Source organism: Sinorhizobium sp. (assembly GCF_059070375.1).
Map to the genome: position 1 here is coordinate 949,066 of NZ_JCACWC010000001.1, position 11,344 is coordinate 960,409.

Here is an 11,344-nt window from a genome sequence, read left to right on the forward strand (position 1 = left end):
TCGATCGCCTCTAGCCTGACGGCTCGCAAGAGGGCTCCGCCCCTTCGCGCAAGGGAACCACCGGAGTGGACCGGAAATGCTGCTCAAGATAGGTGACGCCGAAAGATACGATGTCCTGTGCGTCGAATAGGTAGCACGTCGCGGAACCAACGATTCCGTCTCGATGGCGACCGAGCTGCACGTAAGCGGTTGCGATTGTTTCTACCGCGTCCGGCTCTCCTTCCATAGCAAAGCAATCGAGAATGCCGTTGGAATCGAAATCCGCTGCCGTTTTCCATACGACCTCGCCGTCGTTTCCAGCAATCGGCATCTCGTATGTCACTCGGCGCTTGTTGGGGATATCCGCAACCGCCTCGGCGTAGTGCAACGCGGTAACGGAGTTCAGCGGCGCTCCCAACAGCAGAACCTTCCCGCCCAGGCGAACAAACCGTTCGACGGGCGATCCTTCGCCCAAGGCGTGACCGAGTTCGTGAGGCTGCGTCAACGTCTCTGCGAGCGGGCCAACTGCGACCATAGATGCATCTGGGTGTGCGCTACGCCGGGCGCCCGGAGCTTGAACGAGAAACTGATTCAGCAGACCGAACCCGCGGTGCGTACCCGCAGTTGCCGGATCGAACGGCGGCCAGGAGCGACGGGCTTCATCGTCCAATCGAGCGCCATTCAGCGTTTCCTCATAAGGTGATTTGTCCCACGATGCGTAGCCCATCACGGTGCCAGACGGCCCCACAGCCGACCGTAGCGCCGCAACGACGGTCTCTGCTCCACCTTCGACCGGACCAATCGCCTTCAATGACGCATGCACCATCAATAGGTCTCCGGGCTGGACGCCAAGTTTCTGAAGCGACTCTATTATCGACCCTCGTGTATGCATGGTGATCTCTCCTCTATACCGCAAAATCCCGACCCTATCGCGACAGTTTCTTTCGTTCCTCATTCTGCGGCGTGGATTATCGAAAATAGATTCAGGGTGGGGTCAACCCGCGGCGTCTTGCTGCCCGCTCCGCCTCCGCACGAATAGCGAGCAGCGACGGTCCCAGAAGCTCGCGCGCGTGAGCGACCGTCTCAGGGGATGCCGTGACTAGCGAGCCGCTGTCGAAGGGAGGTTTGGGATCATATTCCATGATCAGTTGCTGTAAGCGTGCGCGCTTCTCGCCACGTAGCTCTGCTGCGAGTTCGAGACCAAAATCGAGTCCAGCAGTAATACCGCCTCCCGTAATCCGATCTCGATCTTTCACGACGCGCTCATTCACGGGCGTGGCCCCGAACACGGGAAGGATGTCGAGCGTCCCCCAGTACGATGCCGCCTTGTACCCTTTGAGGAGACCGGCAGCGCCGAGAAGCACCGAGCCTGTGCAGACGCTAGTGACATACCGAGCGCGCGAGCCGCGATGAGACACGAAATCCAGAAGCCGATCGTTCTGAAGCGCAGTCAATGTTCCCTTCGGTCCACCGGGAACGAAGAAGACGTCCAAATCCTCGGGGGCACTGTTCAAACGTCACAGTGGGGACGATTGCCACGTCGCTATCCGACATCACCGGATTTGGGCTCTCGGCGACCAAATGAACCACGGAGTTCGGAAGCTTCGACATCACCAACTGGGGTGCAACAAGATCGAGGGCGGTGAGATTTGGGAAGAGCAAAAGCCCGAAGGTCAGTGGCTTTCCGTCGTCGCGGACGGGAATCTGAAATTGATCCTTCCCGGCGCGCGCAGCCGAATGGTTGGGTAGAAGTGCACTGGTGATCGCAAACGTCAGCGCATAAACAATCTCGCGCCGGGTAAAATTCAGGTCCGTATTCATAAAGTCCTCCGGTTTCGCTGCAAGACTAGCGGCTCTTTGGCGTCCTTGAGTGACAAACCGCAATCAGTTTCGGCCAAGGGCGAACAGAGAGCTATTTCGAGCTTTGGTCGACAATTCGAAACGCGACGCCGATGCCGATGCTTCCCGTCTTCCACATTGCCAACATCAATTGTAGGGCGACCAGCACTGTTCACGCGAACCATCGTACGGCTGATAGGTGTTGTCGTACGCACGGTAGGAGCGATATTGATCGAAGCACCATTCAATATGGGCGGCGGTCAGCCGGGGAGTCGGCGGCACGGGTTGGGCAAGGGTCCGGCCCACAATCACGCCGGTGGCGAATGCGGCAGGCGGAAACCAGTATCCCCGGTAAAGGCGATAACCAGGACGAGCGACGACGACGCCACGATAGCCGTTGAAGTAGTGGACGCCGCGGATCACATAGGATCCGTGCCGGTGCGCGACTTCCTGCAGGAGGACGTCATTTCCGACCGTCACTGAGGGTCGATAGAGCGAATTGGCTGATGCCGGGGCAGCGTGCGTAAGCAGTAGGAGCGCTGCGGCGCCAAGGGCGGCGATTGTCTTATTCATCGCGTTTTGTGTCCTGTTGTTGTGAGCTGAATTGACGCTTAGCGTTGACGAAGCGCCCTGAGTTCAGAGATGGATAGTGCACGGTCGCCATTGCTGTCGGCACGCAGAAGCCGATCAGGAATGAACTGTGCGAATTCCGCTTTCGTAATGCGGCCGTCGCCGTTCGCATCCATCCGGCGCGCGTTATTTTCCAGACCTTCCGCCGTTGCCATTTGGAGCCGGCCGCCCTCTCTCACGCGCTGAAGGGCGGCCTTTGCCTCACCACTTTCGAGCACGCCGTTTCGATTTGCGTCCAAGCGGTCGAACAGGGCCGCACACGCCGCCTGAATCTCGGTAAACTGAAGCGTTCGGTCACCGTTTTGATCCATTTGGCGGAAAGCCTGCCGAGCTTTCTGTCCGTCCGCCGCACAAGCGCTGCCAGTCGCAAGGACAACCATCACGCAGGCCAGCAATTTCAAATTCATTCTATTCTCCACTTCGTCGGATAGGATTGGCATCAACGCGAGCTTCTACGCGCTGGGGTCGCAAGTCTTACGCCTCGACTCGCATTTTTCTTTTTGAAGGGCCGCAGTCGGCGCGCTCGACGGTCAGGAATCGGTGAATGAGTGCGTAGGAGGAGAGCCAGCGGTTCGTATTGGTCAACGTAGCTGCCCATCGGAAGCCGGAAACCATAGAACCGAAGGAAGACAATCAATGAAAATGGCTTCATCCGTGCTGGTCACAGCGCTGATCGCCGCTCTCTCCCTGCCGGCGGTTTCGGCCCAGGCGCAAACAGCGTCGCCGATCCTTCAGCGGCTCGACGCGAACAACGACGGTTCTGTGTCGCGCCACGAGATCGTCGCGGCGCGCGCGAAACTCTTCGCTCGTCTCGACGTGAACGGCGACGGCGTAATCGACGAAGACGAAACGGAATGGCTCCGCGATGCGATCATGGATCGCGCGACGGCGATGCAGGCGCGTCTTGGAAACCAGATGCGCCGGCTCGACGCGAGCGGCGACGGAAATTTGTCAAGAGACGAGTTTCGCGACCGCACGCTCTTCTTCGATCTTGCCGACCGGGACGGAGACGGAAAGCTGTCGGACCCCGAATTTCTCGTCATCCGCGGCATCATGGTTGGCCGCTAAGGTTGATCGCCGCTACGAGCACGAATTAAATCAGTACTGAGGAGTTCATAATGATTATTTCATGGAAGAGAACCTTCGCCGCGCTTGGCATTGCCATGGTGCTTGGTGCGGCCCCGGCCATGTCGGCCGAGTGGACACGCGATACGCGGAACGGTGGGCAGATCACGCGCAGTGTAACAAGGGACGGCAACGTCTATTCAGGCCAGACGACGCGCGTCGGGCCGAATGGTGCAACCTACACGTCGAATTCGACCTGCCGTGACGGCCTTGCGAACCGGTGCCGGCGCAGCTATTCCGCAACTTGCCCGAACGGCCGAACCTACTCCGGCAATACCTTGACGGCGCGAGGCCCCCATGGTGTGCGGTCCATCGGCGTTCACACCGGGCCACGCGGAAATGTCGGCATCGGCTTTCGCCGCCACTCAAGGTAAGTCGGCGTGAGCCAAGCGCGTGCCCCGGAAATCGCAAACCTGCCGGAGCGCGTCGACGACGAGGCGCTGCTGGCCCGCGTGGCTGCGGGAGAGCAGCTTGCTCTCCGGCAGATGATAGACCGGCACGGACGCGGTCTACGTCTGTTCGTCGGGCGCTATCTTGGTGGTTCCGATGAAGCCGAGGATGTCGTGCAGGACGTCTTCATTTCGGTCTGGAAAAACGCGGAGCGTTTCGATCCGTCGAAAGGACGCGCGACCACTTGGATCTATCGGATAGCAGCAAATCGCTGCATCGACGTGCGGCGTTGGCGCAAGTTCCGCATATTCATCGGATTCGAGGAGGCTCATGAAGCATTTCCTTCAGACGACCCAGATGCGGATACATGGATGGGTGCGCGGCAGGAGTTAGCCATTGTTCGCGCCGGCGTTGAGAAATTGCCGGAACGGCAGCGCATGGCGCTGCTCCTCCGTGCAGTCGCCGATCTTGACGTTCCCGCGATTGCGGAAGTGATGGAGACGAGTGCCGGATCAGTAGAGCAACTGCTTGTCCGAGCGAGGAGAACGCTGCGCGCCCAGCTTTCGGGGGCTGGGGCGTCTGAAGAACAAAATGAAAGGACATCAAAATGAACAGGGGCGAATTCGAAGGCTTGAAACTCCGGTTTGGCATTGACGTCGAGTCTTGGCCGGCGCCTTTTCGGCGCGAGGCGTTGTCGTTCCTTGCGCTGGCTCGACATGATGCGTCCAGCGAGGACGAAAGGCTCGACCGTCTCATACTTAAGGCAACGGTCGAGCCGACCGACGAGCGTGCGCTCGCTCGCAATGTCATGGCCAAGATCGCGCAGCCGAAGCGCCGAACCTTTGGCATAGCGATTGATTTTGGATCGTGGTCGATGCCGGCGACAGCCGCGAGCATGGCCCTTGCTCTTACCGTGTCGGCGGTCGGCGGCTACGTCGCCGCAGGAGTCGAAACGGAAATTTCCGACAACGCTCTCTTGGCCTTTGCTGTGGGCGTACCGCCTTCCGAACTTGCAGAGTCGATTACCGTCACACGAAGCAACGGAGGCCGCCTGTGAAACGGTTTTCATGGCTGCGAGCGGTCCTGTTCGCCGTCTTCGCAGCTTCGCTAGTCGGGAACTTCTTTTCGCTCGGCTACATCCTGAAGAGCCAGCTTGACGCACCCGCAATGTCCATCCTCGCCGAAGGTGCGTTCTCTGCATATCCCGAAGAAGTTCGCGTCGAATTCCGTCGGTTGCTTCGTGAGAACAGGGCGCGGACCGTTGCAGCACTCGGGAAGCTGAGAGGCGCGCGTCGCCAATTGGCGTCGGTGGCGGGTACGTCGCCGCTCAACGAACCGGATGTCACGAAGGCGATGACCGACGTGCGCGAGGCGACCGAAGCACTCCAGCGGCTGATCCAGGACCTGCTCTTGCAGGCGCTTCGCTCGACGGAGCGTACAAAATTGCAATTCTGATTGGTCAAGATGTGAACGATCGTCCGGGGGCGATATCTTGGCGCGGAAGCAGCGCGCCGCCAATACCCCGCTGGTACGGATTGCGCCGTCGGCAAGCTTTTAAGCTCTCGGGAAGGATTAAGCTCACAAGGGATTGACGCAAAGCCCGTTACAGAAGGAGACCGGTAACTTGTCTGGGGCTAGGCGGCGCGCAGGAGCGGCGGTTTGGGATTGAACAGGGAAGGCACGTTCGGCCCTGGCTGTCGGAACGGCGCCCGCAATCGCTCGCGAAGCTCACCGTTGATCTCGGCCGTCCGAACCTGCAAGAGCATGTGAGCGCCATAGAGCGTCCAGCGCATTTGCTGCTTCTTAATCATCCGCTTGCCGATCAACGAGTTCACCGCTGACTCGGCGAGGGTGGTGGCGACGCGAAGCCCGGCTCGATAGCGCTGTCCATAGTTGACGATCGCACCACGGTTCGAACGAATATAGGTCAAGAGCTGCGAACCAAGGCTGTGAAGCCTTGCGAGCGAGAAAACACCTTCTTGCTGTGAGGACTTCAGCCGTGCCAAGAGTCCCTCGAGATCAAGGATGGCGCGATCGACACGTCCGTGCCACAGGCGCCATTTCACGGCTGTGATCTCCCTGTCGATTGACGAAAGGGTCTCAGCGAGCTCTGGTTGGGATCGTACCATGAAGTCCGCGATCTGCTGCATGGGCTGGACCCGCATGGCAATGTGGAACCAATCGATAATATTGGTTGTCGGTTTCGGCATGGCGCGAGGCAGGCGCTTGAGGATTTCAGCGCCATCCGAGAGCACGGTAACGTCGCCAAAACCGCAATACCCCTCCCGTCGAAGCGCATGCCAAGTTCGATCCCGGATTGCCTTCTGCTCGGTGTTGGCAGTGACGAAATAGCGGCCGCCGGCATCGCCCCTACCGCCGCGACCGCATCGGGCCACAACGAGCTCGAAGCTTCGCGCTGAATTGGGTTCGGCGCTACGAATATGGGCCCTGTCGATGCTGATGACGAACTCTTTGCGTCGATCACCAGGAAGCGGCATTTCGAGTTGATGCCGCTCCTCCATCGTCCTTGTCGCGAGCCATTCTTCATTTGCAATCTGGTTGTCGATCCGCTCGCCGACCTTAATCGTACGCTTGCGCACGGTCGCATGCGTCTCGGTTGGCTCAACAGGATGAAACTTGGAGAGTACATTCGCTGCCTGCCTGTAGGACATAACGCTTCCCAGCTGTGCCGTCAGCTCCATCAGCTCAGACGTGGCCCGATCGGGGCAGATTTCCTTCAGTGGCGCGAACGCACCCACTATGCCTGGATAGCAATCGCTGCACATCATCCAGCGGGGATTGCGAACCCTCACTGTGCCAAAGACGGTTCTGATGCGGCGCGTGGTGTAATCTTTGACTGCCCGGAAAGTCTGGCAGTCCGGGCAGACCCGGCGATAAAGGGAATAGGTCTCGCTTTCGTGGTTCACGACGGCGTTCTGCAGCGCTTCCATAATCTTCTTGCCGTCCTCGATCGATAGGCCGAGATCACCATCAAACAATTGCTCCCAGCTCTTGTCGATGCGGACCTCCTTTCGGCAAGTATCACCGAACTCATTCCTGCCCTCGATCGTGATCGTCCATTCCACTGCCATCGGCACCTCCTTCATCGAGGCAACCAAGATGGCCCAACCGGCACTAACAGTTCGTGCGCACCCCAGAAAAGTTACCGGTCTCAAATCTCAAATTAACTGCCAAGTCTCAAATTAAGTGTCAGGCTATCTTATTGAAACTATTGTCGTCAGAAGTCTTGCAGTTAAATGCAAACGACACCTCAAGAGTTTGTGAAAACGTTGGGAGTCAGTCTTATCGCTGCGTTCCGCTGCTCGTCCCGATTGCAAATACTAAGATAGGTCGACCTTCGCCATCTTGTCCTTGTAGTCGTCCTTGGGATCAAATCCGAGCAGCATTTTTACGCCCGCCACCATGCTAGACGCATCGGCCCAAACCTGGCCGCGATCGGGATCGAGCCGCAAAAGAGCTAGCTTGGGATCGTCCTTGCCGCCCTCGTACCAGGCGGCCACGAACCAATTCCACAGCCTGTCGACAACAGCCTTGTCGGTGTCGACGCGAAGGCTGCCATGTACGGCGGCGAAAATATCATGGTCCTTTGAGGCGAAGGTCGCGACCGCGCGGTCATCGCCGCGCAGTTGCTGCACCAGATCATTGTCCTTCGCGGTAAAGAACCAAATTGGACCGCCTTCGTCCCCTTCCAACTGCGCAGTCATCGGGCGGGTGTGGCCTTCGTCCAAGCCGACGATGCCGAGCATCATCGTCATATCAGATTTCAGTGCTTTCCAGAACTTGGTTTCCAACTCGGCCGGCTTGGTCATCTGTTTCTCCCGTGGCTTTGCGCAAGGGACCAAACGATACGACAATCTCAACGGTTCCAAATTCTGCTCCACGTAACCAAAGCCGATGGCGGCCTGCCATGTCAGTTCATCACGTCGATGGAGCTGTTGAGCAGAATGGCAAAAGCGCCCTCGCGACACAGGAAACGAACAGCCAAACGGCCAGCATGTCACGTCCCCATGCCGCCGCCAAAGGATCCCTCTGGCATACCTGCAAACTTCGGAACATTCTGCAAGTACGGCTGTTGGCAACGTTCATAAGTAACTCTGAACAGGAAGGAAACGTCATGCAATTCTATTAGCTGCAACATTTTCCGTTGACATGGCCATCGCTGGACCGGCTTATACCCAGACACAGTCGGATGCGGGCGCCCAACATCCATCAGTTTTATACTGACGAATCCATGGGCACGATGCGTTCCGAAGCAGAGATCAAGGCTACCTACGAAGCTTTGGCCGAGTCCGATTAGAGGGAGAAGCGGTCAAGTTGTCCCACTCCGCGCGATCTCTCCGCCTTCGCCTCGTTCCGTGAATATTGCAGTGTTCGCGGCGACAAAGGAAATCACATTGGGGCTAGAAAATCAAAAAAGTGCGGAATCGACGGCAATAAACCACCTTCGCCAGGTTACCGGCGAATTGCACCGTCGTCTTGAAAGCCGCTTCGACGCAGTTACGGAACTGGCAGATGCGGCACGCCGGCCGTTGATCATTCGACGTTACGCCGCGCTCCATAGTCCGGCCCATACAGCACTTGCTCCGAAACTCGACGGAGTGGACGGGCTTGACTTTGCCGCTCGCATTCGCGCGTGGCGCGCTGTTAGATGGCCTGCATCCGATGCCTGGGCGATGCCTCCTTTTCCCGAACCGGCGGACCGGTGGGAGGCCCTGGGATTCCTTTATGTCGTAGAAGGTTCAACTCTCGGCGGCCGGTTTATTCTGCGTGAACTCGAGGCGAAGGGGATAGCAGGCCCGGACAGTTGCGCGAGCGCTTCGCCGAGATCGAACGCGGCGAGTTCGACCTCATCATCGGCACGCAACTGGTCTCCAAGGGCCACCATTTCGAAAAGCTCTCGGTTGTCGGCGTGCTCGATGCCGATCTGGGCCTGGCGCATGGCGATCCGCGCGCCGCCGAAAAGACCTTCCAGATTCTGACCCAGGTGGCCGGCCGCGCCGGACGTGCGTCGAAAACCGGCAAGGCGTTCCTGCAGACCTATCATCCGGACCATCCCGTCATGCGGGCCATGGTCACCGGCGACCGCGAGGCCTTCTACGCCCATGAATTGGCGGCGCGTGAGGCCGGTGGGCTGCCGCCCTTTGGCCGGCTCGCCGCGCTCATCGTCTCGGCCAATGAGCACGAGGTGGCCATGGGCTTTGCCAAGAAGCTGCTCTCGGCCGCCCCGATGGCCGATGGCGTTCGCCTCTTCGGCCCCGCCGACGCGCCCGTCGCCATGGTGCGCGGCCGCCACCGCGTCCGGCTGCTCGCTCAAAGTGGAAAAGATTTCGACCTGTCCGGCTATGTCCGCTTCTGGCTGGGCTCGGCCGAGAAGGTCACGGGCAACCTGCGGGTGCAGGTGGATATCGACCCGATGAGTTTCATGTGAACGGCTGCTGCACGGGCTGCGTGACAGCAAGACATTTTTTACCTTTGGCGATCAGGGTGAGTGCCAGCCACGGAGTGATGACCGAGGCTAGCGGCGGGCGGCGTGCTTCCGGACCATCCCAACCGCCCGCTGCGCCCCCTTACCCGGTCAGAAGACCGGCGGCAATCAGAAGATCACCCCGACATATTGCGAGCACAGGTCTTAAGCCTTGAGTAACCACGCGGGCCGATACCCTGTGTCGGCCTGCTCGCCCTTGATCCGCGATGCGGGCACAGCCTCATGTCTCCTCGTCTCAATCGCTCTACTGGAGCGATTTGTCCTTCGGGGCGGATCGAGCCTGCGACACTTCGCCGCATTTAAATCGCTGCCCCAAGCCTTGCGTGTCGCTCGGGGCTTGTGCTAGAGCGTGCGCGACTGAAGGGGTCTCCGGACGGCCCCTTTTGCAGACAAGAATACGCGTCGGCAACCGCCCGGGTTTCCAGAGAAAACAGGGCGGAGAAGCGGGCAGGCAACCAAGAGGGTGTAGCGGCATTCGGGCAGCGCAGAATTCAGTGCTTACCCAGATCGCCCGGCCATATGCGTCGGCGCTGTTCGATCTCGCCGAGAGCGAGAACCAGTTGGCATCGGTGGAAACGTCGCTTCGGACGTGTCCCGCCTCATCGGGGAAAGCGCTGATTTCTCGCGTTTCCTGCGCTCGCCGGTGATTGCCGGTGACGACAAGGCCAAGGCGCTTGATGCCCTGCTGGCCAAGGGCAAGACCAATGCGCTGGTCGCCAACTTCCTCAAGCTGATCGCCCGCAACGGGCGCCTCTTCGCGCTCGACGCCATTATCGCGGCTTTCCGCGAACTGGCCGCCAAGGCGCGCGGGGAAGTCACGGCCGACGTGACCTCGGCCGCTGCCCTTCAGCGCCGACCAGGTCAAGTCCCTGGCCGAAACGCTCAAGAGCAAGATCGGCAAGACCGTTACGCTCAACCAGTTTGTCGACCCGTCGCTGATCGGCGGCCTTCAGGTGAAGGTCGCGCAGATGATCAACTCTTCCCTCAAGACGAAATTGACCGCGATGAAGATCGCCATGAAAAGATGGGGTAGAAATGGACATCAAAGCCGCGGAAATCTCTGCGATCCTCAAGGACCAGATCAAGAATTTCGGCCAGGAAGCCCAGGTTTCCGAGGTCGGCCAGGTGCTGAGCGTCGGCGACGGCATCGCCCGCGTCTATGGCCTCGACAATGTGCAGGCCGGCGAGCTCGTCGAATTCCCGGGCGGCGTCAAGGGCATGGCCCTCAATCTCGAAGCCGACAATGTCGGCGTCGTGATCTTCGGCAATGACCGCGCCATCAAGGAAGGCGACGTGGTCAAGCGGACCGGTTCCATCGTGGATACCCCCGTCGGCAAGGGCCTGCTCGGCCGCGTGGTCGATGGCCTGGGCAATCCCATCGACGGCAAGGGCCCGATCGAGCATACCGAACGTCGCCGTGTCGACGTCAAGGCGCCGGGCATCCTGCCGCGCAAGTCCGTGCACGAGCCCATGTCGACCGGCCTCAAGGCCATCGACGCGCTGATCCCGATCGGTCGCGGCCAGCGCGAGCTGATCATCGGTAGCCGCCAGACCGGCAAGTCGGCGATCATTCTCGACACCTTCCTCAACCAGAAGCCGGCCCACGACGCCAATGCGTCGGAAACCGACAAGCTCTACTGCATCTATGTCGCCGTCGGCCAGAAGCGCTCGACCGTGGCCCAGTTCGTCAAGCAGCTCGAAGAAGCCGGGGCTCTGCAGTATTCCGTCGTGATCGCCGCCACCGCGTCCGATCCGGCGCCGCTGCAGTACATCGCGCCCTTCACCGGCTGCGCGATCGGCGAATTCTTCCGCGACAATGGCATGCATGCCGTGATCGCCTATGACGATCTGACCAAGCAGGCCGTTGCCTATCGC

The 11,344-nt window shown here is 59.6% G+C and carries 14 protein-coding genes and 2 pseudogenes; 9 read left to right on the forward strand and 7 right to left on the reverse strand.

Annotated features, from left to right (window positions below):
* Positions 1-10: 10 nt before the first annotated feature.
* The 5 genes from aac(3) to AC5J09_RS04635 all read right to left on the reverse strand — a co-directional run bounded on the left by aac(3) (position 11) and on the right by AC5J09_RS04635 (position 2,855).
* A complete protein-coding gene (gene aac(3), locus AC5J09_RS04615; protein WP_494297026.1) occupies positions 11-871 on the reverse strand; it encodes an aminoglycoside 3-N-acetyltransferase in 861 nt (286 codons plus the stop codon).
* A gap of 91 nt (positions 872-962) precedes the next feature.
* Positions 963-1,472: a DJ-1/PfpI family protein gene (locus AC5J09_RS04620; protein WP_494297027.1), complete on the reverse strand. Its 510-nt coding sequence runs from the start codon at positions 1,470-1,472 to the stop codon at positions 963-965.
* Positions 1,360-1,800, reverse strand: coding sequence for a hypothetical protein (locus tag AC5J09_RS04625; protein ID WP_494297061.1), 441 nt, complete (start codon positions 1,798-1,800; stop codon positions 1,360-1,362). Before AC5J09_RS04625 ends, AC5J09_RS04620 begins: the two co-directional genes overlap by 113 nt.
* A gap of 165 nt (positions 1,801-1,965) precedes the next feature.
* Positions 1,966-2,391 (reverse strand): BA14K family protein, encoded by a 426-nt coding sequence (locus AC5J09_RS04630; protein WP_494297028.1) that lies wholly within the window; start codon positions 2,389-2,391, stop codon positions 1,966-1,968.
* Positions 2,392-2,429: 38 nt separating this feature from the next.
* A complete protein-coding gene (locus AC5J09_RS04635) occupies positions 2,430-2,855 on the reverse strand; it encodes an EF-hand domain-containing protein (RefSeq protein ID WP_494297029.1) in 426 nt (141 codons plus the stop codon).
* 229 nt (positions 2,856-3,084) lie between these two features.
* On the opposite strand from AC5J09_RS04635, the gene AC5J09_RS04640 reads away from it, so the two are divergent.
* From AC5J09_RS04640 to AC5J09_RS04660, 5 genes are all read left to right on the forward strand, one after another.
* A complete protein-coding gene (locus AC5J09_RS04640; RefSeq protein ID WP_494297030.1) occupies positions 3,085-3,516 on the forward strand; it encodes an EF-hand domain-containing protein in 432 nt (143 codons plus the stop codon).
* 50 nt (positions 3,517-3,566) lie between these two features.
* Positions 3,567-3,947 (forward strand): hypothetical protein, encoded by a 381-nt coding sequence (locus tag AC5J09_RS04645; protein WP_494297031.1) that lies wholly within the window; start codon positions 3,567-3,569, stop codon positions 3,945-3,947.
* Positions 3,948-4,025: 78 nt separating this feature from the next.
* The gene (locus tag AC5J09_RS04650) at positions 4,026-4,574 is read left to right on the forward strand and encodes an RNA polymerase sigma factor (protein ID WP_494296495.1); all 549 of its coding nucleotides are present in this window, start codon (positions 4,026-4,028) and stop codon (positions 4,572-4,574) included.
* Positions 4,571-5,020, forward strand: coding sequence for a hypothetical protein (locus AC5J09_RS04655; protein ID WP_494296497.1), 450 nt, complete (start codon positions 4,571-4,573; stop codon positions 5,018-5,020). Before AC5J09_RS04650 ends, AC5J09_RS04655 begins: the two co-directional genes overlap by 4 nt.
* Complete coding sequence (locus tag AC5J09_RS04660) at positions 5,017-5,418, forward strand: periplasmic heavy metal sensor (protein ID WP_494296498.1); 402 nt, start codon at positions 5,017-5,019, stop codon at positions 5,416-5,418. Before AC5J09_RS04655 ends, AC5J09_RS04660 begins: the two co-directional genes overlap by 4 nt.
* Positions 5,419-5,597: 179 nt before the next feature.
* Here AC5J09_RS04660 and AC5J09_RS04665 read toward each other — a convergent pair whose 3' ends face one another.
* Both AC5J09_RS04665 and AC5J09_RS04670 read right to left on the reverse strand, forming a co-directional pair.
* The gene (locus tag AC5J09_RS04665) at positions 5,598-7,055 is read right to left on the reverse strand and encodes an ISKra4 family transposase (RefSeq protein ID WP_494297032.1); all 1,458 of its coding nucleotides are present in this window, start codon (positions 7,053-7,055) and stop codon (positions 5,598-5,600) included.
* Between the two features lie 249 nt (positions 7,056-7,304).
* The gene (locus AC5J09_RS04670) at positions 7,305-7,793 is read right to left on the reverse strand and encodes a pyridoxamine 5'-phosphate oxidase family protein (RefSeq protein ID WP_494296499.1); all 489 of its coding nucleotides are present in this window, start codon (positions 7,791-7,793) and stop codon (positions 7,305-7,307) included.
* 995 nt (positions 7,794-8,788) lie between these two features.
* Here AC5J09_RS04670 and AC5J09_RS04675 point away from each other — a divergent pair.
* The 4 genes and pseudogenes from AC5J09_RS04675 to AC5J09_RS04690 all read left to right on the forward strand — a co-directional run.
* A complete protein-coding gene (locus AC5J09_RS04675) occupies positions 8,789-9,412 on the forward strand; it encodes a hypothetical protein (RefSeq protein WP_494297033.1) in 624 nt (207 codons plus the stop codon).
* A 700-nt stretch (positions 9,413-10,112) separates the two neighbouring features.
* Positions 10,113-10,250 (forward strand): annotated as a pseudogene (locus AC5J09_RS04680) (F0F1 ATP synthase subunit delta); the annotation flags it as partial.
* A gap of 112 nt (positions 10,251-10,362) precedes the next feature.
* Positions 10,363-10,425, forward strand: a pseudogene (locus AC5J09_RS04685) (hypothetical protein); the annotation flags it as partial.
* A gap of 79 nt (positions 10,426-10,504) precedes the next feature.
* Positions 10,505-11,344: F0F1 ATP synthase subunit alpha (locus AC5J09_RS04690; RefSeq protein WP_494297034.1), on the forward strand; the 840-nt coding region annotated here is incomplete at its 3' end.

Bases quoted from the DNA above. Each gene is read 5' to 3' on its own strand.
- AC5J09_RS04640 (WP_494297030.1), top strand. From the start codon at position 3,085: ATGAAAATGGCTTCATCCGTGCTGGTCACAGCGCTGATCGCCGCTCTC.
- AC5J09_RS04665 (WP_494297032.1), bottom strand. From the start codon at position 7,055: ATGGCAGTGGAATGGACGATCACGATCGAGGGCAGGAATGAGTTCGGT.
- AC5J09_RS04645 (WP_494297031.1), top strand. From the start codon at position 3,567: ATGATTATTTCATGGAAGAGAACCTTCGCCGCGCTTGGCATTGCCATG.
- AC5J09_RS04625 (WP_494297061.1), bottom strand. From the start codon at position 1,800: ATGAATACGGACCTGAATTTTACCCGGCGCGAGATTGTTTATGCGCTG.
- AC5J09_RS04670 (WP_494296499.1), bottom strand. From the start codon at position 7,793: ATGACCAAGCCGGCCGAGTTGGAAACCAAGTTCTGGAAAGCACTGAAA.
- AC5J09_RS04635 (WP_494297029.1), bottom strand. From the start codon at position 2,855: ATGAATTTGAAATTGCTGGCCTGCGTGATGGTTGTCCTTGCGACTGGC.
- AC5J09_RS04655 (WP_494296497.1), top strand. From the start codon at position 4,571: ATGAACAGGGGCGAATTCGAAGGCTTGAAACTCCGGTTTGGCATTGAC.
- AC5J09_RS04630 (WP_494297028.1), bottom strand. From the start codon at position 2,391: ATGAATAAGACAATCGCCGCCCTTGGCGCCGCAGCGCTCCTACTGCTT.